This is a genomic window from Stenotrophomonas sp. FBCC-B152, assembly GCF_059134105.1.
The window spans coordinates 726,895-750,064 of sequence record NZ_CP101442.1; the positions used below are offsets into that span (position 1 = coordinate 726,895).

A 23,170-nucleotide genomic window follows, 5' to 3' on the forward strand; every position below is an offset into this window, starting at 1 on the left:
TAGCCTGGCAGTCTGCGAAACGCAATTATAGCGGGCGTGGGCCGGCCAACGGCCGGGAGAACCGGAACGCCTCTGGAGGGAATGCCCCCTGAGTCAGGGGGCTGCCGCGAAGCGGCGGGGGTGTGGGTGGTGGTAAGAGGGGCCCGCAGTTTGCGAAGCGAACTGTGGGGCGGCAGCGCGCATGCGTTGACGAGTACCTCAGGCCTTCCCCAACCGTGCCACCAAGGTCTGCAACGCCTGCTGGGCGTCGGGGGCATACCAGGCCTCGACGAAGCGGTCCAGCCGGATCAGGTCGGCATGCAGCGCTTCATGCAGGTCTTCGCGGGCAATCGCGCGGGTGAGCAGCATCGGCTGGCGCGGCAGCTTCAGCAGGCGGCCCAGCCAGGCCACCGCGCGCGGCACCACATCGGCCGGGGCGGCCAACTCATCCACCAGCCCGATCTCCAGGGCGCGTTCGGCCGGCACCATCTCACCGCCGATCAGCAGCTGCGAGGCGCGGTGGTGGCCCACCACCCGGCGCATCAGGCGCTGGATGCCTTCCGGCGCCACCAGCCCCACCTGCACCTCGTTCAGGCCGATCACCGTGGGCTGGGCCGGGTCCGGGCTGCGCGCCAGGATCCGGTAATCGCAGCACAGCGCCAGCACGCAGCCGCCGGCCGGCGCGTGGCCGGTCAGCGCCGCCACCACCGGCACGCGGCTTTCGGCCAGGGTGCGCACCGCGCCGAAGAACGCCTGCCAGCTGTCCAGCAGCTTGTGCCGGTCCTCGCCGTGGCTGAGCAGGTGCGGCACGTCCATGCCGGCGCTGAAGATGCGCTCGCTGCCCGACAGCACAATGCCGTGTACGTCATCGGCCATGGCCTGGTTGATGTCGTGGATCAGCTGGCGGCACAGCTCGGTGTCCAGTGCATTGACCGGCGGGCGGGCCAGCCGCAGCTCGCGGATGGGGCCATGGTTGATCACCTCGGTAAGCGTCGTCATGCTGCGATCTCGTTGCGGGCAGGGAACTGAGGCGATGATAACCAAACCATTCGTGTGCGTATTGTTGGCGATGTGTGCGGCCGCAGCATCGGCCGGGGCGGCCGAACCGTCGTGTGTGACAGTGCGCGAGGGCTGGGTGCGGCTGCCGCCGGGCAGTGCGCCGATGGCGGCCGGCTACGGCGTGATCCACAACGGCTGCAAGGCGCCGGTGACGGTGGTGGCAGCGGGCAGCAAGGCGTTCGGCGAGGTGTCGCTGCACGAAACCACGCTGGTCGACGGCGTGAGCCGCATGCGTGCGGTGGAACGGTTGCCGATCGCGCCCAATGCGAGCGTGGCGCTCAAGCCCGGCGGCCTGCACCTGATGTTGATGCAGCCGGAAGTGCCCCTCGCGAAGGGCGGCCAGGTGCCGCTGCGTCTAAGCCTGGAAGACGGCCGCAAAGTGGATGGCACCCTGCAGGTCCGGTAACACAGCTCCCTGAACGAAACAGGCCGCCCATGGGGCGGCCTGTTCGATGTCACACCAACAACGCGCGATCAGCTTGAAGCGCTGCGGATCGCGTCCGGCAGCGGGGCGCTCCTGCCGGTCTGGGTGTCCATCCACACCACCACCACGTTGCCGTCCGAATACAGCGTGCTGTCGTTCTTCTGGTCCACGATGCGGTGGCCGATGGTCACGCTGCTGTTGCCCAGGCGTTCGACGAACAGCTCCACCACGATGTCGTTGGGCCACACGATCGGCAGGCGGTAGTTGACGTTGGTCGCCGCCACCACCGGGGCGATGCGGTCGGTCATTGAAACGCCTTCCACGCCCAGCATCCAGCGCACGCGCGCCTCTTCCAAGTAGGAAATGTACTTGGCGTTGTTGACGTGGCCCATGCTGTCCATGTCGCGCCAGCGCACGCTGATCGGTACGCGGGCCAGGATCTTGTGTTCGCTGCTCATTACTTCTTCTTCGCCTTCGTGGTCTTGGCAGGGCTGGTCTTGCTCGGGGTTGCCGCACGCTTGGCGGCCACCGCCTTCTTGGCCACCTTGGCCGGCTTCTCCGGCTTGGCCTTGCGCGGCGGGCGGGCGTCGGGCTTGTTGGCCACCGCCGCCGGGCGTTCCGGGCGCGCGCTGACCGAGGGCAGCATCTTGGCCAGGAACTGGCCGGTGTACGAAGTGGGGCAGGCCGCCACGTCTTCCGGCGTGCCGGTGACCAGGATGGTGCCGCCGCGGTGGCCACCTTCCGGCCCCAGGTCGACGATCCAGTCCGCGGTCTTGATCACGTCCAGGTTGTGCTCGATCACCACCACCGTGTTGCCTTCGTCGCGCAGCTTGTGCAGCACGCCCAGCAGCGCTTCGATGTCGTGGAAATGCAGGCCGGTGGTCGGCTCGTCCAGGATGTACAGCGTGCGCCCGGTATCGCGGCGCGACAGTTCCTTGGACAGCTTCACGCGCTGCGCTTCACCACCGGACAGCGTGGTCGCGCTCTGGCCCAGCTTGATGTAGCTCAGGCCCACGTCCACCAGCGTTTCCAGCTTGCGCGCGATGCTCGGCACTGGTTCGAACAGCTTCAGCGCATCTTCGACGGTCATCTGCAGCACGTCGTTGATGTTGTAGCCCTTGTACAGGATCTCCAGCGTTTCGCGGTTGTAGCGCTTGCCGTGGCACACATCGCAGGGCACGTACACGTCCGGCAGGAAGTGCATCTCCACCTTGATCAGGCCATCGCCCTGGCACGCTTCGCAGCGGCCGCCGCGCACGTTGAAGCTGAAACGGCCCGGCGAATAGCCGCGCGCGCGTGCTTCCGGTACCTGCGCATACAGCTCGCGCAGCGGGGTGAACAGGCCGGTGTAGGTGGCCGGGTTCGAACGCGGGGTGCGGCCGATCGGCGACTGGTCGATGTCCACCACCTTGTCGAACAGGTCCAGCCCTTCCACGTCCTTGTAGGGTGCGATCGGGTGCGAGGAGCCGTTGATCTCGTTGGCGGCCAGCGAGAACAGGGTGTCGTTGATCAGGGTCGACTTGCCCGAACCGGACACGCCGGTGATGCAGGTCAGCAGGCCCGACGGAATGTCCAGGTCCACGCCCTTGAGGTTGTTGCCGCTGGCACCGCGCAGGTGCAGCGTCATCTTCGGGTTCGGCTTGTGCCGGCGCGCGGGAATCTCGATCGCGCGCTTGCCCGACAGGTACTGGCCGGTGAGCGAACGCGGCGCGTCCAGGATGTCCTGCAGCGTGCCCTGGCCGACGATCTCGCCGCCGTGCACGCCCGCGCCCGGACCGATGTCCAGCACGTAGTCGGCCAGGCGGATCGCGTCTTCGTCATGCTCGACCACGATCACCGTGTTGCCCAGGTCACGCAGGCGGGTGAGGGTGCCCAGCAGGCGCTCGTTGTCGCGCTGGTGCAGGCCGATGGACGGCTCGTCGAGCACGTACATCACCCCGACCAGGCCGGCGCCGATCTGGCTGGCCAGGCGGATGCGCTGGGCCTCGCCACCGGACAGGGTGTCGGCCTTGCGCTCCAGGGTGAGGTAATCCAGGCCCACGTCGACCAGGAAGCCCAGGCGCTCGCCGATTTCCTTGACGATCTTGCCGGCGATCTCGCCGCGCCAGCCGGGCAGGGTCATGCCGCTGAAGAACTTCAGTGCCTCATCGATCGGCAGCACCACCAGTTCCGGCAGCGCACGGTCGGCCACGAACACGTTGCGCGCGGCACGGTTCAGGCGCTGGCCCTGGCATTCGGGGCAGTTGCGTTCGCTGATGTACTTGGCCAGCTCTTCGCGCACCGCCGCCGATTCGGTTTCCTTGTAGCGGCGTTCCAGGTTCGGAATGATGCCCTCGAAGCGGTGCTTGCGCTGGGTGCGGCCACCGGCTTCGGTGAAGTAGGTGAAGGTGATGGTTTCATCGCCGCTGCCGTACAGCACCGCCTGGCGCACATCCTCGCCCAGGCTCTGCCACGGCGCGTCCACGTCGAACTTGTAGTGCTTGGCCAGCGAGGCGATCAGCTGGAAGTAGTACGCATTGCGGCGGTCCCAACCGCGCACGGCACCGGCCGACAGCGACAGCTCCGGGTGCACCACCACGCGCGAGGGATCGAAGAACTCGGCCATGCCCAGGCCATCGCAGCCCGGGCAGGCGCCCACCGGCGAATTGAACGAGAACAGGCGCGGTTCCAGCTCCGGCAGCGAGTAATCGCAGACCGGGCAGCTGTACTTGGACGAGAACAGGTGGGCCGGGGCGTCTTCCACATCCAGCGACTGCACCGAGACCATGCCGTCGCCCAGCTTCAGCGCGGTTTCAAAGCTTTCGGCCAGGCGCTGCTTGATGTCTTCACGCGGGCGGAACCGGTCGATCACCGCTTCGATGGTGTGCTTCTGGCGCAGCGCCAGCGGCGGCACCGCATCGATTTCATGCAGCGCACCGTCCACCCGCACGCGCACGAAGCCCTGCGCGCGCAGCTGGTCGAACACCTGGGCATGCTCGCCCTTGCGCTCGCGGATCACCGGGGCCAGCAGCATGTAGCGCTGTTCCGGGTCCAGGGTCAGCACATGGTCCACCATCTGGCTCACGGTCTGCGCTTCCAGCGGGTAGCCGTGGTCGGGGCAGCGCGGGCTGCCCACGCGGGCGTACAGCAGGCGCAGGTAGTCGTAGATCTCGGTGATGGTGCCCACGGTCGAACGCGGGTTGTGCGAGGTCGACTTCTGCTCGATGGAGATCGCCGGCGACAGGCCTTCGATATGGTCCAGGTCCGGCTTTTCCATCACGCTCAGGAACTGGCGGGCATAGGCCGACAGCGACTCCACGTAGCGGCGCTGGCCTTCGGCGTAGATCGTGTCGAACGCCAGCGAGGACTTGCCCGAGCCGGACAGGCCGGTGATGACAATGAGCTTGTCGCGGGGCAGGTCGAGATCGATGTTCTTGAGGTTGTGCGTCCGCGCGCCGCGGATGCGGATGAAATCCATCGCCATGGGGGATCCGTTGAAAGTGGGGCAAGCGGAGACGGCAATCGGTCAGCCTACCGAGCTTGGGATTTGGGGGCAATCGGCGACATTGCCAGCCCCTTGTCTCATCTATTGAGACCGCCACCCCCTGAACCTGAACGGGGTTCAGGGGGTGGCGGTCAAAAGCAGGGGGTGGGTTGACCCGGGCCGGGGTGAGTCATTAAAATCCCGCTTCTGTCCGCCCTCGATGGCGGCAGTCCATAGACCACAATAACTACAGAGGAAGTCTGGTCATGTACGCAGTACTGGTAACCGGCGGTAAGCAATACCGCGTGGCGCAGGGCGAAACGCTCCGCGTTGAAAAGCTCGAAGTCGAAGTCGGCAACGAGATCAAGTTCGAAGAAATCCTGATGCTGGGTGACAGCGATGGCATCAAGCTGGGCGACGCTCTGAGCGGCGCTTCGGTCACCGCCAAGGTCGTGTCGCAGGGTCGTGCTGACAAGGTCCGGATCATCAAGTTCCGTCGCCGTAAGCACCACATGAAGCGCCAGGGTCACCGTCAGTACTACACCGAAATCGAGATCACCGGCATCGCCGGTGGCAGCAAGTAATAAGGAGAAGCAGTCATGGCACATAAAAAGGGCGTAGGCTCATCGCGCAACGGTCGCGACTCCAACCCGAAGTACCTCGGCGTCAAGATCTTCGGTGGCCAGGCCATCGATGCCGGCAACATCATCGTGCGTCAGCGCGGCACCCAGTTCCACCCGGGTACCGGCGTCGGCCTCGGCCGTGACCACACCCTGTTCGCGCTCGTCGACGGCAAGGTGGAGTTCTCGGTGAAGGGCCCGAAGAAGCGTCGTACCGTCAGCGTCGTCGCCGAAGCCTGATCTTCGCGATACGCAGGCGCCCCCGCCCCGGCGTGGGGCCGCTGACGAAAGCCCCGCTTCGGCGGGGTTTTTGTTTTTCACGTTAGACTCTGCGGTCGGGCGCACCCGTTGCCCACCGCCTCCAGTTGGCATCCAGAATCATGAAACTTGTAGACGAAGCAGAAATCCAGGTTACCGCCGGCAATGGCGGCAACGGCTGCGTCGGTTTCCGTCGCGAGAAGTTCATTCCGCTGGGCGGCCCGGACGGCGGCGACGGCGGCAATGGCGGCAGCGTGTACATCCGCGCCGACGAAAACCTCAACACCCTGGTCGATTTCCGCCACGAGCGCATTTTCAAGGCGCAGCGCGGCGAGAACGGCATGGGCCGCCAGGCCTATGGCAAGGGCGGCGAAGACCTGGTCATCACCGTGCCGGTCGGCACCGTGGTGATGAACGTGGCCACCGACGAAGTGATCGGTGACCTGACCCAGCACGACGACATCCTGCTGGTGGCCAAGGGCGGCAAGGGCGGCCTGGGCAACATGCACTTCAAGAGCTCCACCAACCGTTCGCCGCGCCAGTCGCTGCCGGGCGAGGAGGGCGAAGAGCGCCTGCTCAAGCTGGAGCTGAAGCTGCTGGCCGACGTGGGCCTGCTGGGCTTCCCCAATGCCGGCAAGAGCACCCTGATCCGCGCCGTGTCCGCTGCCACCCCCAAGGTGGCCGATTACCCGTTCACCACCCTCTACCCCAACCTGGGCGTGGTGCGCGTGGAGAACTACCGCAGCTTCGTGATCGCCGACATTCCCGGCCTGATCGAAGGGGCCGCCGATGGTGCCGGCCTGGGCGCGCAGTTCCTGCGCCACCTGCAGCGCACCCGCCTGCTGCTGCACCTGGTGGATATCTCCCCCATGGAAGGCGGCGTGGAGATCTCGCCGATCGAGCAGGTCCGTGCGATCGAGCGCGAGCTGGCCAAGCATGACCCGGAGCTGCTGGAAAAGCCGCGCTGGCTGGTGCTGAACAAGGCCGACCTGATGTTCGAGGACGAGGCCAAGGCCGCGGCTGAGAAGATCATCGCCGAGCTTGGCTGGACCCAGCCGTGGTACCTGGTCTCGGCGCTGGGCCGTGAAGGCACCTGGCCGATCATGACCAACATCATGGCCTTCTTCGACCGCCAGAAGGAAGACGAAGCGGATGCGCGCAACGCGCTCTGACGCTGACGTTGCTTCCTCGGGAAACCCGGCTTCGGCCGGGTTTTTCCGTTGCGTAGTGCCACGCCATGCGTGGCTGCCATTTGTCCGCAAGCACGGAAAAACGCGGGGCAACGCAAAAAACCCGGCCTGGGCCGGGTTCTTGTACCGCACGCCGCGCCAGGCGCGGCGTTGCGCCGTATCAGGCGGCCTTGAGGGCCTTGATGCGCGCGGTCAGGCGGCTCTTATGGCGAGCAGCCTTGTTCTTGTGGATCAGACCACGCGAGCTGAAACGGTCGAGGATCGGCTGGGCGACGGCAAAGGCTGCCTCGGCGCCGGCGGCATCGTTGGCGTCGAGCGCCTTGATCACCTTCTTGACAGCGGTGCGCAGCATCGAACGCTGAGCCGTATTGCGCGCGTTGCGCACGACGGTCTGCTTGGCGCGCTTCTTGGCGGACTTGATATTGGCCACAGTGGTGGTTTCCTGAAAAATCGGTGTAATGGGAACAGCAAGCTGGAAAGTATGATGGCTCGAAAAATGTACGTCAAGTCAATTGTCAAGAGGAAACACGGGTGAGTTCACCAAGGATGTTGCGCGGGCTGCTGTCTTTCAGCAGCATGACCATGATTTCGCGGGTGCTGGGGCTGGTCCGCGACCTGGCCGTCACCACCACGTTCGGCACCAACGCGGTGACCGACGCCTTCTGGGTCGCCTTCCGGGTGCCCAACTTCCTGCGCCGCCTGTTCGCGGAGGGCTCGTTCGCCACCGCCTTCGTGCCGGTGTTCACGGAGGTGAAGGAAACCCGTTCACATGAGGAGCTGCGCGAGCTGATGTCGCGCGTGGCCGGCACCCTGGGCGCGGTGCTGCTGCTGGTCACCGCGCTGGCGCTGATCTTCGCCCCGCAGCTGGCTACCCTGTTCTCCAGCGGGGTCGACACCGACCCGGCCAAGCACGGCCTGCTGGTGGACCTGTTCCGGCTGACCTTCCCGTTCCTGCTGTTCGTGTCGCTCACCGCGCTGGCCGGTGGCGCGCTCAACAGCTTCCAGCGCTTCGCCATGCCCGCGCTGACCCCGGTGATCCTCAACCTGTGCATGATCGCCGGCGCGCTGTGGCTGGCGCCGCGGCTGGGCGGCACCCCGGAAAAGCAGATCCTGGCGCTGGGCTGGGCCGTGCTGGCCGCTGGCGTGCTGCAGCTGCTGTTCCAGCTGCCGTCGCTGAAGGGCATCAACCTGCTCACCCTGCCGCGCTGGGGCTGGAAACACCCGGGCGTGCGCAAGGTGCTGACCCTGATGGTGCCGACCCTGTTCGGCTCCTCGGTGGCCCAGATCAACCTGCTGCTGGATACCGTGATCGCGGCCAAGCTGACCGACGGCTCGCAGTCCTGGCTGTCGCTGGCCGACCGCTTCCTGGAACTGCCGTTGGGCGTGTTCGGGGTGGCGCTGGGCACGGTGATCCTGCCGGCGCTGGCCCGCCACCATGTCAGTACCGACAAGGCCGGCTTCTCCAGCGCGCTGGACTGGGGCCTGCGTACCACGCTGCTGATCGCCGTGCCGGCCATGCTGGGCCTGATGCTGCTGGCCGAGCCGCTGATCGCCACGATCTTCCAGCACGGCCAGTTCACCGCCTTCGATACCCGCATGACCGCGCTGTCGGTGTACGGCCTGAGCTTCGCGCTGCCGGCCTTCGCCCTGCTCAAGGTGGTGCTGCCGGCGTTCTACGCCCGCCAGGACACCCGCACCCCGGTGCGGGCCGGCCTGGTCGCGCTGGTGGCCAACATGGTCTTCAACTTCGTCCTGCTGGCCGTGCTGTACCACGTGATGGTGCCCGAAGCGCTGAAGGCGCAGGGCGTGTGGGTGGCGCTGGGCAAGCAGCCGGGCCTGCACCTGGCGCTGGGCATTGCTAGCGCGCTGTCCAGTTACCTGAATCTTGGCCTGCTCTGGTACTGGCTGGGCAAGACCGACGTGTACCAGCCCAAGGCCGGCTGGGGCGGCTACGTGACCCGCCTGGGCCTGGCCTGCGCGGCCATGGTGGCGGTGCTGCTGGGCCTGCTGCAGCTGATGACCGACTTCACCGACATGGACAAATGGCACCGGATCGGCAACCTCGCGCTGCTGGTCGGCGGCGGCGGCCTGACCTACCTGCTGGCCCTGGTCGCCATGGGCTTCCGCCCGCGTCACCTGCGCGAGCATTGATCCAAGCCCCAGCCATCACCATCTCGGGCAAAGCGGGTAGAGCCACGCCCTGCGTGGCTGCCCCGGACACCCGGCTATACTTGCCGGTCATGCATTGCAACAGATGGGCCCGGGTGGGCCGGATTCCGATCAGATGACCAGGTTGTTCAGAAGCATCGAAGGCGGGCCTTTGTTCCCGCACGGAAGCGTGGTCTGCATCGGCGCATTCGACGGCCTGCACCTTGGCCATCGTGCGCTGGTGCGGCATGCGGCGGCGCGTGCCCGCGCGCTGGGCGTGCCCGCCGTGGCGGTCGCGTTCGAACCGCTGCCGCGCGAATACTTCGCCCAGGGCGAGCCGCCGCCGCGGCTGACCCTGGCCCGCGACAAGGTCACGATCCTGCGCGATTTCGGCGTGGATGCCATCGGCCTGCTGCGTTTCGATGCGGCCATGGCCGCCATGCCGGCCGAAGCCTTCGTCGAACAGCTGCTGGTCAACCGGCTGGGCGCGCGCGAAGTGTGGATTGGGCCGGAATTCTGCTTCGGCAACCGCCGTCGCGGTGACCTGGCCCTGCTGCAGGCCATGGGCGCCGAACGCGGCTTCACCGCCGGCGAAATCGACCCGGTGGATTTCCACGGCGAGCGCATCTCCGCCACCCGCATCCGCCAGCTGCTGCGCGAAGGCGATTTCGCCCATGCCGCAGACCTGCTCGGCCGCCCGTATGCGATCGGGGGCAGGGTAGTGCGCGGGCGCCAGCTCGGCCGCACCCTCGGCTTCCCCACCGCCAACCTGCGTTTCCCGAAAACGCCGGCGCTGGCGGGCATCTATGCCACCTGGGTGCACGGCGTGTTCGACCAGCCGTGGCCGTCGGTATCCAGCTTCGGCACCCGTCCCACCGTGGACGGGGTGGAGCCGCTGCTGGAAGCGCACCTGTTCGATTTCCAGGGCGACCTGTACGGTCGGCATATCCAGGTTGAGTTCGTCGCCAAGCTGCGCGACGAAGAGAAGTTCCATGATCTGGCGGCATTGACCGACCAGATGCACCGTGACGCCGATCAGGCCCGTCACATCCTTTCCGAACACAGATTGCGAGCCACTGCGTGAGCCAGGACTACAAAGCCACCCTTCATCTGCCGGCAACCGAATTCCCGATGCGCGGCGACCTGCCCAAGCGCGAGCCGGGCATTCTGTCGCGCTGGGAAGACGAGGGCCTGTACGCCCGCCTGCGCGAAAACGCGCAGGGTCGCCCGCTGTTCGTGCTGCACGACGGCCCGCCGTACGCCAATGGCCAGATCCACCTGGGCCATGCGGTCAACAAGATCCTCAAGGACATCATCGTCAAGTCGCGCTACCTGGCCGGCTTCGATGCGCCCTACGTGCCCGGCTGGGATTGCCACGGCCTGCCGATCGAAATCGCGGTCGAAAAGAAGTGGGGCAAGGTGGGCGTCAAGCTCGATGCCGTCGCGTTCCGCCAGAAGTGCCGCGAATACGCCGAAGAGCAGATCGAACTGCAGCGCCGCGACTTCAAGCGCCTGGGCGTGATCGGCGATTGGGACAACCCGTACAAGACGTTGAGTTTCGATTTCGAAGCCAATGAAATCCGCGCGCTGTCCAAGATCTTCGCCAATGGCCACATCGTGCGCGGCGCCAAGCCGGTGCACTGGTGCTTCGACTGCGGCTCGGCGCTGGCCGAAGCGGAAATCGAGTACCAGGACAAGACCTCGCCGGCCATCGACGTGGCCTACGTGGCGCGCGATTCGGCGCAGCTGGCCGCGCGCTTCGGCGTGAGCCTGCCGGCCGATGTCGAGGTCGCCGTGCCGATCTGGACCACCACCCCGTGGACGCTGCCGGCCTCGCTGGCGGTGTCGCTGGGCGCGGATATCCAGTACGCCCTTGTCGAAGGCCCGGCCCACGCCGGCAAGCGCCGCTGGCTGGTGATCGCCGCCAGCCTGGCCGAGCGCGCCCTGCGCCGCTATGGCGTGGAAGACGTCGTGGCGCATGGCCATGCCGCCGGTGCCGCGCTGGAAAACCTGCTGCTGGCCCATCCGTTCTACCCGCAGCGCGATATCCCGCTGCTCAACGGCGCGCACGTGTCCGATGAAGACGGTACCGGTGCGGTGCACACCGCTCCCGGCCACGGCCAGGAAGATTTCGTGGTCAGCCAGCAGTACGGGCTGATGGACAACTACACCGCCGCCCAGATCAACCCGGTCGACGGCCGTGGCGTGTACCTGCCGTCCACCCCGCCCGCGGGCGAAGTGGTGCTGGCTGGCGTGCACCTGTGGAAGGCGCAGCCGCTGATCGTGGACGTGCTGCGCGATTCCGGCGCGCTGCTGTCGTTCGTGGAAATCGTGCACAGCTACCCGCATTGCTGGCGCCACAAGACCCCGGTGGTGTTCCGCGCCACCCCGCAGTGGTTCATCTCGATGGACAAGGCCAACCTGCGCAGCGATGCCATGGCCGCCATCGACAACGTCGGCTGGTTCCCGAGCTGGGGCAAGGCACGCATCGGCAGCATGGTCGATGGTCGCCCGGACTGGTGCATCAGCCGCCAGCGCACCTGGGGCGTGCCGATCGCACTGTTCACCCACCGCGAAACCGGCGAACCGCACCCGCGCACCGTCGAGTTGATGCAGCAGGTGGCCGACCGCGTGCAGGTTGGCGGCATCGACGTCTGGTACGCGCTGGACGCGGCCGAACTGCTGGGCGATGAAGCGGCGCATTACGAGAAGGTCACCGACATCCTCGATGTCTGGTTCGACTCGGGCGTCACCCATGAAGGCGTGCTGCTGGAGCGTGGCTTCGGCAAGCCGGCCGACCTGTACCTGGAAGGTTCCGACCAGCACCGCGGCTGGTTCCAGTCCTCGCTGCTCACCGGCGTGGCCATCGACAAGCACGCGCCCTACAAGCAGTGCCTCACCCACGGCTTCACCGTGGATGAGAAGGGCCGCAAGATGTCCAAGTCGCTGGGCAACGGCATCGAGCCGCAGGACATCATGAAGACCCTGGGCGCGGACATCCTGCGCCTGTGGATCGCCTCGGCTGACTACAGCAACGAAATGTCGCTGTCGCAGGAAATCCTCAAGCGCAACGCGGACGCCTACCGGCGCCTGCGCAACACCGCGCGCTTCCTGCTCGGCAACCTGGACGGCTTCGACCCGGCCCAGCACCTGGTGGCCCCGGCCGACATGGTCGCGCTGGACCGCTGGATCGTGCACCGCGCCTGGGAAGTGCAGGAGAAGATCAAGGCGGCGTACACCGGCTACAACATGGCCGAGATCGTGCAGCTGCTGCTGAACTTCTGCAGCGTGGACCTCGGCTCGCTGTACCTGGACGTCACCAAGGACCGGCTGTACACCATGCCGACCGACTCGCGCGGCCGCCGTTCGGCGCAGAGCGCGATGTACCACATCGCCGAAGCGTTCACCCGCTGGATCGCCCCGATCCTGACCTTCACCGCCGATGAGCTGTGGGGCTACCTGCCGGGCGAGCGCAAGGAAAACGTGCTGTTCGCCACCTGGTACGAAGGTCTGGTGCCGCTGCCGGCCGATGCCGCGATCAACGCCGCCGACTTCGACCAGCTGCTGGCCCTGCGCGAGCAGGTGGCCAAGGTGCTTGAGCCGATGCGCGCCAACGGTGCCATCGGTGCCGCGCTGGAAGCGGAGATCACCGTCGCCGCCAACGAGGAAACCGCTGCGCGTTGGCAGCCGCTGGCCGAGGAACTGCGCTTCCTGTTCATCAGTGGCGATGTCAGCGTGCGCCCGGCGACCACCGACGAGGTGTTCGTCAGCGCCCAGCCGACCACCAAGCAGAAGTGCGTGCGCTGCTGGCACTACCGTGCCGACATCGGCAGCGTGGCCGCCCACCCGGAACTGTGCGGCCGTTGCGCAAGCAACGTCGACGGTGCCGGCGAAGACAGGAAGTGGTTCTGATGGCCGCCGTACGTCCGCGTCCCAACGCACTGGTCTGGCTGCTGCTGTCGGCCGCCATCATCGGCCTGGACCAGTGGAGCAAGGCCTGGGTGCTTTCCAGCCTGCCCGAGTACCAGCCGGTGGCCGTCATCGACGGCTTCTGGAACTGGTACCGCACCTACAACACCGGCGCAGCGTTCAGTTTCCTGAGCGACGCCGGTGGCTGGCAGCTGTGGTTCTTCACCGCACTGGCGGTGGGCATCAGCGGCCTGATGGCCTTCTGGCTGTCGCGCACCCCGCGTGCCCACTGGCGCAGCGCCGTGCCGTACGCCCTGGTGATCGGCGGGGCCATCGGCAACGTCATCGACCGCCAGGTGCACGGCCACGTGGTCGATTTCATCCAGTGGTACGTGGGTGAGCACTACTGGCCCTCGTTCAACATCGCCGATGCGGCGATCGTGGTCGGCGCCGTGGGTATTGCGGTGTTTGGCCTGTTCGACGGCAAGACCGAGAAAAAAGCGGGATAATTCCCTCCAGTTCCCTGTATCAACCGGCCCCGGCCGGCCGGAGTATCTGACCGATGGATGTGTTGCTCGCCAATCCGCGTGGTTTCTGTGCCGGTGTCGATCGTGCGATCGAGATCGTCAAGCGCGCGATCGAGACCCTGGGTGCGCCGATCTACGTGCGCCACGAGGTCGTGCACAACCGTTTCGTGGTCGATGACCTCAAGCGCCGGGGCGCCATCTTCGTTGAAGAACTCGACGAAGTGCCCGATGGCAACACCGTCATCTTCAGCGCCCACGGCGTTTCCCAGGCCGTGCGCCAGGAAGCCGAGCGGCGCGGGCTGAAGGTGTTCGACGCCACCTGCCCGCTGGTGACCAAGGTCCACCTGGAAGTGGCGCGGCACTGCCGTGCCGGCCGCGACGTGGTGCTGATCGGCCACGCCGGGCACCCGGAAGTGGAGGGCACCATGGGCCAGTGGAGCCGCGAACGCGGCACCGGCACCATCTACCTGGTGGAAGACGTCGAGGACGTTGCCACCCTGGTGCTGGACCAGCCGGAAAACTTCGCCTACACCACCCAGACCACGCTGTCGGTGGATGACACCCGCGGCATCATCGAAGCCCTGCGCACCCGCTTCCCGGCCATGCAGGGCCCGAAGAACGACGACATCTGCTACGCCACCCAGAACCGCCAGGATGCCGTGCGCGACCTGGCCAAGCGCTGCGACCTGGTACTGGTGGTGGGCTCGCCGAACAGCTCCAACTCCAACCGCCTCAGCGAACTGGCACGCCGCGATGGCGTGGAGTCGTACCTGATCGACGGCGCCGACGAGATCGACCCGGCCTGGGTGCTGGGCAAGAAGCACATCGGCCTCACCGCCGGCGCCTCCGCGCCGCAGGTGCTGGTGGATGGCGTGATCGAGCGGCTGAAGGAGTTGGGTGCCACCGGCGTCGGCGAACTCGAAGGCGAACCCGAATCGATGGTGTTCGCACTGCCCAAGGAGCTGAGGCTGCGCCTCATCTCCTGACCTACCCGGTAGGGTCGCATCCCAATCGACCGCCGATAACAACGCCTCGCGCGACGAAGGCATGACCTTTGGCCATGGGGCTGTGCATCTTCGAGGTCTAGCATCGATCAATTCGAATGCCGGAATCCCCCTCGATGAAACTGCGTGCCGCCGTCCTCTCCGTGCTTCTCGCCGCCACCGCCACCGGTGCCCAAGCGCAGACGCCACCGCCGCAGGACGTCGCCTTCCCGGGCACCCTGCGCATCGACGTGGACGCACGCGACATCGGCCGCCGCATCTTCAAGGTCAAGGCCACCGTGCCGGCCCAGCCGGGCCCGCTGACCCTGCTGTACCCGCAATGGCTGCCCGGCGCGCATTCCCCCAGCGGCCCCATCGATAAACTCGCCGGCCTCGTCGTCACCGCCAACGGTAAACCGCTGGCCTGGAAGCGCGACCCGTACAACGTCTACGCCTTCACCGTGGACGTCCCGCAAGGCGCCAGTGAGGTCGTCGCCAACTTCAACTTCCTCTCCTCGCAGGGCGCAGGGCAGGGCCGGGTGGTCATGACCCCGGAAATGCTCAACCTGCAGTGGAACGCCAACTCGCTGTACCCGGCCGGCGTGATCACCCGCAACATCCAGGCCCAGGCCAGCGTCACCCTGCCGCCGGGCTGGGCCTACGCCACCGCGCTGGACACCGAGCGCCGCGACGGCGACACCGTGGTATTCAAGCCGATCAGCTACGACCACCTGGTGGATTCGCCGCTGTTCGCCGGCCGCCACTACCAGCAGTTCGACCTCGACCCCGGCGCCAAGGTGCCCGTGCACCTCAACGTCTTCGCCGACGATGCCAAATCGCTGGTGGCCAAGCCCGAACAGCTGCAGGCGCACCGCGCGCTCGTGCAGCAGATGTACAAGCTCTACGGCGCGCGTCACTTCGACCGCTACGAATTCCTGCTCGCGCTCACCAGCAAGCTCGGCGGCATCGGCCTGGAGCACCAGCGCTCCAGCGAGAACAGCGGCGACACCGGCTACTTCACCGACTGGGACAAGACCTGGCTCGGCCGCGACCTGCTGCCGCACGAATTCAACCACTCCTGGAACGGCAAGTACCGCCGTGGCGCCGACCTGACCACCGCCAACTTCAACGTGCCCATGGGCGACAGCCTGCTGTGGCTGTACGAAGGCCAGACCCAGTTCTGGGGCCACGTGCTGGCCGCGCGCTCGGGCCTGTGGAGCACCGACCAGACCCGCGACATGCTGGCGAATGTCGCCGCCACCTATGACCGCGGGCGCCCCGGCCTGGCCTGGCGCAGCCTGCAGGACACCACCAACGACCCCACCATCGCCCAGCGCCGCGCCCTCGCGTTCCGCAACTACCAGATGAGCGAGGACTACTACTCCGGTGGGCAGATGGTGTGGCTGGACGTGGAAGGCAAACTGCGCGCCTTGACCGGCAACAAGCGCAGCATCGATGATTTCGCCAAGGCCTTCTTCGGCATGCACGACGGCGACTGGAACGTGAACCCGTATACGTTCGATGAAGTGGTCAGCACCTTGAACGGCATCGCCCCGTACGACTGGGCGGGCTTCCTGCGCGAGCGCCTGGACGGCCACGGCCCGCTCACCGGCGGGCTGGAAGCAGCGGGCTGGAAGCTGGTCTACACCGACACCCCGAACGATGCCTACAAGGCGCAGGAAACCCGCGCCAAGAACACCAACCTGCTGTACTCGCTGGGCGTGGCCGTCACCGACGGCGGCGCCATCACCGACGTGCTGTGGGACAGCCCCGCCTTCAACGCCGGCCTGGCCCCGGGCATGAGCGTGCTGGCGCTCAACGGCCGCGTGTTCAAGGGCGAAGACCTGAAGGACGCCGTGGCCGCCGCCAAGACCGACAAGGCGCCGCTCACCCTGCTGGTGCGCAACTTCGACCGCATCGACACCATCAAGCTCGATTATCACGGCGGCCTGCAGTACCCCTCGCTGCAGCGCATCGCCGGCAAGCCCGACCGCCTGGCCGAGCTGTGGAAGGCGCGATGAACCCGCGCCGCGACGTGCCGATTCTGCTGGCGGCGGTGGCCGCCATCATCGGCGCGTCGCTGGATGGCGACGGCCGCTGGCTGCACTGGATCGCCAAGCCGCTGGCCACGCTGCTCATCGCCGCCATCGTCTGGCGCGCCGATGCCGCACCGCCGGGTTACCGCCGCGCGATCCTGCTCGGCATGGCGTTTTCCTGCATCGGCGACATCGCCCTGATGCTCCCGTTCGACGCCTTCGTGCCGGGGCTGATCGCCTTCCTGCTCGCACACCTCTGCTACATCGTCGCCTTCCGCGCAGGCTTCAGGGCAGGGCGCGGCCTGCTGATCGCAGCCGCATTGCTCGCAGTATTCGCCGGCATCAACCTGGCCGGCCTGTGGCCGCTGCTCCCCAACGACCTGCGCATCCCGGTAGTGGTTTACGTAGTGGTGCTCGCGCTGATGGCCACACTCGCCCTGGCGCGCGCGTGGACGAAGAACGCGGCAACCCCCTCCGCAGGCACAAGCGCCCGCTGGGCCGCCATCGGCGCAGTCCTGTTCGTCATCAGCGACTCCGTACTAGCCTGGGACCGCTTCGGCGGCGGCCTCCCAGCCGCAACCCTGTGCGTACTAAGCACCTACTACGCAGCGCAATACTGCATAGCCCGCTCGGTGCGGTAACCGCGTCGGCGGCGCGGCTCACTGCCCAACATCCCCCGCCGACTCACACCGCTTCCCTTCCGCACACAACCGATCCAACAACGCCAACGCCACCCCATTGCTCCACCCAAACCCATCCTGCAACGGATACTCACCACCGCCGCCTCCGCCGGCCGACCCATCCACCACATACTTCTCCACCAACTTCCCCTCACGGTCATACACCGTCTGCACCGTCCGCAGGAACCGCACGCCAATCTGCCGCGCCAACGCATCCTGCCGATACCGCTGCAACCCATCCACCGCCACCCACTGCAACGGCGCCCACCCATTCGGCGCATCCCATTGCTGCCCGGTGTTCTCGGTGGTGGTCAACAACCCACCCGCACGCACCAACTGCGTCTCCACCGCCTCCGCAGTACGCCGCGCCTGCACCGGGCTCGCCACCTCCAACCACAACGGAAACAGCGCCGCAGCCGTAAGCGCAGGGCGGGGCGTACCACGCTCCAGATCCCGATCCGCATACCACCCCTGCCGCTCATCCCACAGCAGCGCGTTGATCGCCTGCTTGCGCTGCTCCGCCTGCCGCGCGAAATCCCGCGCCGCCGAACGCTCCCCGGCCGCACGACTCGCCCGCGCAATCGTCGTCTCCAGATGGAACAGCAGGCTGTTCAGATCCACCGGCACGATCTCCGTGGTGTGGATGCTTCCCAGCTCCGCCGGATGCACCAGCCACCGCGAACTGAAATCCCATCCCGATTCCGCCCCGGCTCGCAGATCGCGATACACCTGCGACGGCGCCCGATCCGGCACCGTGGCGGCCGTCGCCAGATCATCCGTCCACGACTCGGTACGCGGCACCGCCCGCGCATCCCAGTAGCGGTTGAGCAGGCTGCCATCATTCATCCGCACCACACGCTCACTGGCCGCCCCAGGCGCCAGCCCTTCCGCCCCACGCATCCAGAACGCATGTTCCGTGCGCAGCTGCGGCAGATACCGGCGATACGCCTCATCCCCCTCATGCGTAGCCAGCAGATCCACCATCAAGCTGAAGAACGGCGGCTGCGACCGGCTCAGGTAATAGCTGCGGTTGCCATTGGGAATGTGCCCGTACTGGTCCAGCTGCCAGGCAAAGTTGTCCACCATGTCGCGCACCTGCTGCCAGCGCCCGCTGGAGGCCAGGCCGAGCAAAGTGAAGTAGCTGTCCCAGTAGTACACCTCGCGGAAGCGCCCGCCCGGCACCACATACGGCTTGGGCAGCGGCAGCAGCGAACCGCGCGGGTCCACGGTGTCGGTGGTCCGGGTCAGCACCGGCCACAGCCCCTCGATATGCGCGCGCAGGGTTTCCCCGGCAGGTGGCACGTAAGCGGCTGACTCCGTGGGGACGGTGAAGTGCGTGGCCACGAAGGCGGGCAGGGCGTAGTCCGGTTGGGCCTGGGCCTGCCCCCATTCCGCCAGCAGCGCGTCGGCATCCGACTTCGGCACCGCATCGGCGAAGGTCTTCTGATCCTTGAACAGGCGGGCCCGCTGCACCTGCTGGAACAGGGGCTGCCACTGCTGGTCCGGCGGCTGTGGGGCTTGGACGGGCGCCTGGGCACCGGCGGAGGCGGAATAGAGCAGCGACGCCAGCAGTAGGCCGGCCAAGCGGGGGCATGGGTTCATGGGCGGTTTCCAGACGGCAACAGCCCGACTGTAGGGGCGGGAGCGTCAACAAAGGGTGCGCCGGGGCCGCCAATTGACCCGCCCGGCCGCTCCCCTTAGAATTGCCTGCTCAGCCGGAATAGCTCAGTTGGTAGAGCGGCGCATTCGTAATGCGTAGGTCGTAGGTTCGATTCCTATTTCCGGCACCAGTTCCAGCAAAAGCCCCGGCCTTGGTCGGGGCTTTTTGTTTTCCAGGATCCCTGGGTCACCTGCGCTCCCCGGGGGACATGGTCACGCCGGGATCGCCCCGATATTTTTTCTGGGTGCTAGCATCCCACGCATGACGCCATCCAGGTGTTTAGTTGCGTGTCTACGGCGAACTGGGGCGCGGTGCGTGTCGAAATGCACGAGGTAGGGTTTATGCCGGGGAAATTGCCATGATGCTTATGATCATCTTTTCAGTAGCATTCGTATCTGTCGTCAGTTATCTGATTCTGTTCTTTCGGTTCAGTAGTCGATTTCCCCGGATGTATCCCGAGTTGTGGAAAGACCTGGGCTGCCCTGAATCGCTGGGATTGAGTGGCCAGTCAACTTACCTTGCCGTCGTGCTGGGGATGGAGAGCAGGGCGCCGTTACACGCGTTGCAGAAAGTTCGCAGCGAGATGCTGCTCATACGCGTTCTATTGGGGCTGACCGTCGCAGCTTTCGTTGCGGCCGCGTTTATGACCGCATAGTTCATGGCACACCAGTTCAAGGTGAAGTTATCAATGCACGATTGGACGCTCTTGGATATGAGGGTTGATTGGGGTAGCAGCGAGGTCGAGCTTGGCGTGCTCGATGGATCGTCTTCGCATCGATCGATAGTGTTCAAGGGTCTGCGCGAGCTGTCGGTAGACAGGCGTGAACACTGGGGTCCAAGTCGCTCGGTCAATGACGCTTCCTGGATCAGTGCGGAAAGCGAAGATGGCATCTCAATGAAGTTTGAAATGCAGACCGGCGGGATCATCAGCATCTCCGCGGCCTCATGCGAAGTGGATGGTATGCCCCACACGGGCGTCTTCCGGGAGTGATTGGATGGCGAAACGTATCCGAATCCTCGTTTGGGGTCAGGCGCGAGCGATGGGCAGGACTCTGGCCGTCGTGGTGCTGTGCATGGCCACGGGTGCGTGCGTGGGCCCCACCCGTTACGCAGCGCCGGGCAGCTTCAGTCTTTCGGTAACGGACAATCCGGCAGACAAGCAATTCGACCTGGTCCTGAACTCCGCCGCCAATGCGCCCCTTTGTCTTGCGAAGGAAACGTGGCCGGCAGAATCCGGCGTACCATTGGGCTTCGATGGCGCGGTTCTGCAGGCGCCTTCCGGTTCAAGGTCCCTACAGTCCACCGGCAGCGCTTACTGCCCGGGCGGATGCGGCGAGCTGCGGATCGAGCCGGGCCGGCCCTTGCGTGGGGTGGTGCCGTATCGGCTCTTTGGGGATGAAGGGGCTATCGGTGCGGAAGCGCAGCGCACGCTTCGGTTTGAAGTTCACCCCTGGCTCTGCGGGCGCTGAGCCTTCACGCCCGCCGCGCAGCCCGGTACCATCCAAATACACCGCATGGCGCTGGGGAGCGGCCTGCGTTGATCCGTTCTGCAGTTGCCCAAAGGAGTGGCATCCATGGAAGCACCGTGTCGCGCAATCATCACTGCGGTCCTGTCGCTCGGCCTGTGCGCATCGTCGGCCGCACTGGCAGACGTGGCGCCATCAGCGTCCGCGAAAGCGGAAGGCACGCTGGATGTGGCCACCGTGCTCCGCCAGACCCGCGAGCTGGAACGCGCACCGGCCAGTGCTGATGCGGAGCAGAAGCGCATGGTGCTGGCCCGCTGGTTGCAGGATACAAAGGATTACGAGGTCCTGGTCTGCGAAATACTCCCGTTGCCACAGGCCGAGAACGGTGCACCAAGCCCGATCGGCGCGGAACTTATCGTGCAGATGATGCTGGGCAACGCTGCCTACCAGATAGAGCACGGCACCGGCACTGACGAGTTTCCCCGTCAGGTGGCCGGGGTGAAGAGCCTGCTGCGAGCCTACAGCGCTTATCTGGCAAACGATCCAGCATTGCGTTTGTCGGCGCTGGACCGGCTCGTCGAAATCCAGAAGGCCGGCAATCTGGAGGGGGCGCTCAAGCCCGCGTACGAGGCGAGCTGCGCGAAGGGCAAGGAAACGCCGTTCCTTGGCGGCTATCTGCGTGAATCCCATGTGGTGTACCCGCTCGGTATCGGCGCCTGGAAGATGGTCGGCGAGCGGCGGTATGACGAACCCGAGGCGGGTGCTTCGGTACGCTATCAGCGGGACGGGGACACTTCGGGCTGGATCGACGTGTTCTTCTATCCGGTAGGCGCGATTTCCGCCGAGCAGGTCGCACAGGTCGCAGCGTCCGAGCGTGCGGGGCTATTGGAATCCTGGGCCAAGGAACTCGGTGGCAAGCCAATGACGTCGTTGTCTACCTTCACCATGCCGTTGGCCAAGGGCGAGGTGAGCGCCACCCAATCGCCGCGCCCGGCGAACGTCACCGCGCGTGCAGTGGACTTTACCTATACGCGCAAGGACATCACCTACGGTTCCGCGATGGTGTTCCTGGTGGATCGCCTGTACGCCATCAAGTTTCGCTACAGCGCCGATGCGTCTGCCATCCCGCGCAAACAGGTGCGCCGTGATCTTGAGGCATTCTCGCGGCAGCTGGTTGCCGGCCTGGACATCAGCAGTACAGGTGCCTGCGGACAGCCAGCGATGTTCGACAACGGGAAGCGTGCGGATGGCTGTGTGGGGGTGGATGCGATCCAGCCGGTGGTGAATGAGGGCTGGCGCGAGCTGCGGTTCGAGTACGGCAGCAGGTAACAGGCTTGGCCCGCTTTATCGACGATTGCCCAGTCGGCCAAACAGCAGTTGCCTGAGGTAGCCGCCCATGAAGCCTGCCACGGCGGCCCCGGCCCCAAGGCGGATGATGCGTAGTGGCCCCGCCGCGTGCGCCCGCAGCCATGGCAGCACGGCCACCAGTTGCGCGCCCAGCAGCAGCGCCAGGACGTCCAGCCCGATGGTATCCAGCAACAGTGCCAGCGGCAGCAGCTCAAGATTGCAGGCGAGCAGCAGCACTACCACTGTGGTGGCGGCGGCCAGCAGCTTGGCTCTGGAGATCTTCGACATCGGGGGCTTCCCAAGGGCGGTGATATTGCAGTGGGGGCAGGTGGGGGCGCTTCAATGTCCGGTTTGATGCTACGCCAGCCATCGGGTTACTGTCTGGGCGTACCCGCAGAGGCTCCCCCATGAAAACCGCCGTCTTCAGCGCTCGTCCTTACGACCGCCGCTTCCTTGAGGAGGCCAATGCGCGCGACCATTCGGGGCAGGGCTTCGAGTTCGCCTATTTCGATGTGGCGCTGGACGCCTCCACGGTGGGGCTGGCCCAGGGCTTCGATGCGGTCTGCGTGTTCGTCAACGACCGGCTGGACGCGCCGGTACTGAATGCCCTGCACGCGCTTGGCGTGCGCGCGGTGCTGCTGCGCTGCGCCGGCTTCAACAACGTGGATATCGCCACTGCCGGGAAGCTGGGGTTGTTCGTCGCCCGCGTACCGGCTTATTCGCCCGAGGCCGTGGCCGAGCACGCGCTGGCGCTGATCATGACGCTCAACCGGCAGACCCACCGCGCCTACAACCGGGTGCGCGAGGGCAACTTCATGCTCGATGGGCTGCTGGGCCGCACGCTGCATGGCAAGACGGCGGGCATCGTGGGCACCGGCAAGATCGGGCTGGCCACGGCGCGCATCCTGCATGGCATGGGCTGCACGGTGCTGGGCTTCGATCCGTACCCGTCGCCGGCATTCGATGCCTTCGGTGAAAGCGTATCGCTGGAAACGTTGCTGGCCCGCTCGGATATCGTCTCCCTGCATTGCCCGCTCACCCCGCAGACCCATCACCTCATCAACGAGGAATCGCTGGGGCTGATGAAGCCCGGCGCGATGCTGGTCAATACGTCGCGCGGCGCCTTGGTCAACACCGATGCGGTGGTGCGCGCGCTGAAGTCGCGGCATCTTGGCCACCTGGCCATTGATGTGTACGAGCAGGAAAGCGCGCTGTTCTTCCAGGATCTGTCCGGCGAGATCATCGATGATGATCTCTTCCAGCGCCTGATGACCTTCCCGAATGTGCTGGTCACCGGGCACCAGGGCTTCTTTACCGTTGAAGCGCTGCAGGAGATCTGCGGCATCACCCTGCGCAACCTGTGCGATTTCGCCAACGGGGCGGAATGCCAGAACAGGGTGGTGGCTGCCTAGGCTGGCCCT

Annotated in this window: 22 protein-coding genes and 1 tRNA gene; 17 read left to right on the forward strand and 6 right to left on the reverse strand. The window is 66.1% G+C overall.

Going from position 1 to position 23,170, the window contains the following annotated elements:
- Nucleotides 1-198: 198 nt before the first annotated feature.
- Nucleotides 199-978: an enoyl-CoA hydratase/isomerase family protein gene (locus NMB40_RS03565; protein WP_494360178.1), complete on the reverse strand. Its 780-nt coding sequence runs from the start codon at nt 976-978 to the stop codon at nt 199-201.
- Between the two features lie 34 nt (nt 979-1,012).
- On the opposite strand from NMB40_RS03565, the gene NMB40_RS03570 reads away from it, so the two are divergent.
- Nucleotides 1,013-1,444: a copper chaperone PCu(A)C gene (locus NMB40_RS03570; protein ID WP_494360179.1), complete on the forward strand. Its 432-nt coding sequence runs from the start codon at nt 1,013-1,015 to the stop codon at nt 1,442-1,444.
- 68 nt (nt 1,445-1,512) lie between these two features.
- On the opposite strand, the gene NMB40_RS03575 is transcribed toward NMB40_RS03570, so the two are convergent.
- Both NMB40_RS03575 and uvrA read right to left on the reverse strand, forming a co-directional pair.
- Nucleotides 1,513-1,920 carry an acyl-CoA thioesterase gene (locus NMB40_RS03575; RefSeq protein WP_494360180.1) on the reverse strand — a complete coding sequence of 136 codons (408 nt, stop codon included), beginning with the start codon at nt 1,918-1,920 and terminating at the stop codon, nt 1,513-1,515.
- Nucleotides 1,920-4,925 (reverse strand): excinuclease ABC subunit UvrA, encoded by a 3,006-nt coding sequence (gene uvrA / locus NMB40_RS03580; protein WP_494360181.1) that lies wholly within the window; start codon nt 4,923-4,925, stop codon nt 1,920-1,922. The genes NMB40_RS03575 and uvrA overlap by 1 nt, the downstream gene beginning before the upstream one ends.
- A 266-nt stretch (nt 4,926-5,191) precedes the next feature.
- On the opposite strand from uvrA, the gene rplU reads away from it, so the two are divergent.
- From rplU to cgtA, 3 genes are all read left to right on the forward strand, one after another.
- A complete protein-coding gene (gene rplU / locus NMB40_RS03585; protein ID WP_214900886.1) occupies nt 5,192-5,509 on the forward strand; it encodes a 50S ribosomal protein L21 in 318 nt (105 codons plus the stop codon).
- Between the two features lie 15 nt (nt 5,510-5,524).
- The gene (rpmA, locus tag NMB40_RS03590) at nt 5,525-5,785 is read left to right on the forward strand and encodes a 50S ribosomal protein L27 (protein WP_019184517.1); all 261 of its coding nucleotides are present in this window, start codon (nt 5,525-5,527) and stop codon (nt 5,783-5,785) included.
- A 140-nt stretch (nt 5,786-5,925) separates the two neighbouring features.
- Entirely contained in the window at nt 5,926-6,975 is a 1,050-nt protein-coding gene (cgtA, locus tag NMB40_RS03595; protein ID WP_068850197.1) for an Obg family GTPase CgtA, read from the forward strand.
- 178 nt (nt 6,976-7,153) lie between these two features.
- Here the strand turns inward: cgtA and rpsT are convergent, their stop codons facing one another.
- The gene (gene rpsT / locus NMB40_RS03600; RefSeq protein ID WP_017354922.1) at nt 7,154-7,423 is read right to left on the reverse strand and encodes a 30S ribosomal protein S20; all 270 of its coding nucleotides are present in this window, start codon (nt 7,421-7,423) and stop codon (nt 7,154-7,156) included.
- A 116-nt stretch (nt 7,424-7,539) separates the two neighbouring features.
- Here rpsT and murJ point away from each other — a divergent pair, with 116 nt between their 5' ends.
- From murJ to NMB40_RS03635, 7 genes are all read left to right on the forward strand, one after another.
- The gene (gene murJ, locus NMB40_RS03605) at nt 7,540-9,144 is read left to right on the forward strand and encodes a murein biosynthesis integral membrane protein MurJ (RefSeq protein WP_282246055.1); all 1,605 of its coding nucleotides are present in this window, start codon (nt 7,540-7,542) and stop codon (nt 9,142-9,144) included.
- A 133-nt stretch (nt 9,145-9,277) separates the two neighbouring features.
- Entirely contained in the window at nt 9,278-10,225 is a 948-nt protein-coding gene (locus NMB40_RS03610; protein WP_448142275.1) for a bifunctional riboflavin kinase/FAD synthetase, read from the forward strand.
- Nucleotides 10,222-13,053, forward strand: a complete 2,832-nt coding sequence (ileS, locus tag NMB40_RS03615) for an isoleucine--tRNA ligase (RefSeq protein ID WP_494360182.1) — start codon at nt 10,222-10,224, stop codon at nt 13,051-13,053. The genes NMB40_RS03610 and ileS overlap by 4 nt, the downstream gene beginning before the upstream one ends.
- On the forward strand, nt 13,053-13,559 hold the full coding sequence (gene lspA, locus NMB40_RS03620; RefSeq protein WP_494360183.1) for a signal peptidase II: 507 nt from the start codon (nt 13,053-13,055) through the stop codon (nt 13,557-13,559). The genes ileS and lspA overlap by 1 nt, the downstream gene beginning before the upstream one ends.
- A 53-nt stretch (nt 13,560-13,612) precedes the next feature.
- Entirely contained in the window at nt 13,613-14,563 is a 951-nt protein-coding gene (gene ispH, locus NMB40_RS03625; RefSeq protein WP_282246010.1) for a 4-hydroxy-3-methylbut-2-enyl diphosphate reductase, read from the forward strand.
- A 134-nt stretch (nt 14,564-14,697) separates the two neighbouring features.
- On the forward strand, nt 14,698-16,581 hold the full coding sequence (locus tag NMB40_RS03630) for a M61 family metallopeptidase (protein ID WP_494360184.1): 1,884 nt from the start codon (nt 14,698-14,700) through the stop codon (nt 16,579-16,581).
- Nucleotides 16,578-17,237, forward strand: a complete 660-nt coding sequence (locus NMB40_RS03635) for a lysoplasmalogenase (RefSeq protein WP_494360185.1) — start codon at nt 16,578-16,580, stop codon at nt 17,235-17,237. Before NMB40_RS03630 ends, NMB40_RS03635 begins: the two co-directional genes overlap by 4 nt.
- A gap of 18 nt (nt 17,238-17,255) precedes the next feature.
- On the opposite strand, the gene treA is transcribed toward NMB40_RS03635, so the two are convergent.
- Nucleotides 17,256-18,878, reverse strand: coding sequence for an alpha,alpha-trehalase TreA (treA, locus tag NMB40_RS03640; RefSeq protein WP_494360186.1), 1,623 nt, complete (start codon nt 18,876-18,878; stop codon nt 17,256-17,258).
- Nucleotides 18,879-18,990: 112 nt separating this feature from the next.
- On the opposite strand from treA, the gene NMB40_RS03645 reads away from it, so the two are divergent.
- The 5 genes from NMB40_RS03645 to NMB40_RS03665 all read left to right on the forward strand — a co-directional run bounded on the left by NMB40_RS03645 (nt 18,991) and on the right by NMB40_RS03665 (nt 21,731).
- Nucleotides 18,991-19,066 (forward strand) — tRNA-Thr (locus NMB40_RS03645).
- Nucleotides 19,067-19,294: 228 nt separating this feature from the next.
- Nucleotides 19,295-19,591 carry a hypothetical protein gene (locus tag NMB40_RS03650; RefSeq protein WP_494360187.1) on the forward strand — a complete coding sequence of 99 codons (297 nt, stop codon included), beginning with the start codon at nt 19,295-19,297 and terminating at the stop codon, nt 19,589-19,591.
- Between the two features lie 3 nt (nt 19,592-19,594).
- On the forward strand, nt 19,595-19,927 hold the full coding sequence (locus tag NMB40_RS03655; protein WP_494360188.1) for a hypothetical protein: 333 nt from the start codon (nt 19,595-19,597) through the stop codon (nt 19,925-19,927).
- Nucleotides 19,928-19,931: 4 nt separating this feature from the next.
- Nucleotides 19,932-20,405 carry a hypothetical protein gene (locus tag NMB40_RS03660; protein WP_494360189.1) on the forward strand — a complete coding sequence of 158 codons (474 nt, stop codon included), beginning with the start codon at nt 19,932-19,934 and terminating at the stop codon, nt 20,403-20,405.
- Nucleotides 20,406-20,510: 105 nt separating this feature from the next.
- The gene (locus tag NMB40_RS03665; RefSeq protein ID WP_494360190.1) at nt 20,511-21,731 is read left to right on the forward strand and encodes a hypothetical protein; all 1,221 of its coding nucleotides are present in this window, start codon (nt 20,511-20,513) and stop codon (nt 21,729-21,731) included.
- A 15-nt stretch (nt 21,732-21,746) separates the two neighbouring features.
- On the opposite strand, the gene NMB40_RS03670 is transcribed toward NMB40_RS03665, so the two are convergent.
- Nucleotides 21,747-22,037: a hypothetical protein gene (locus NMB40_RS03670; protein WP_494360191.1), complete on the reverse strand. Its 291-nt coding sequence runs from the start codon at nt 22,035-22,037 to the stop codon at nt 21,747-21,749.
- Nucleotides 22,038-22,156: 119 nt separating this feature from the next.
- Here NMB40_RS03670 and NMB40_RS03675 point away from each other — a divergent pair, with 119 nt between their 5' ends.
- Nucleotides 22,157-23,161, forward strand: a complete 1,005-nt coding sequence (locus NMB40_RS03675) for a 2-hydroxyacid dehydrogenase (protein WP_494360192.1) — start codon at nt 22,157-22,159, stop codon at nt 23,159-23,161.
- Nucleotides 23,162-23,170 lie beyond the last annotated feature (9 nt).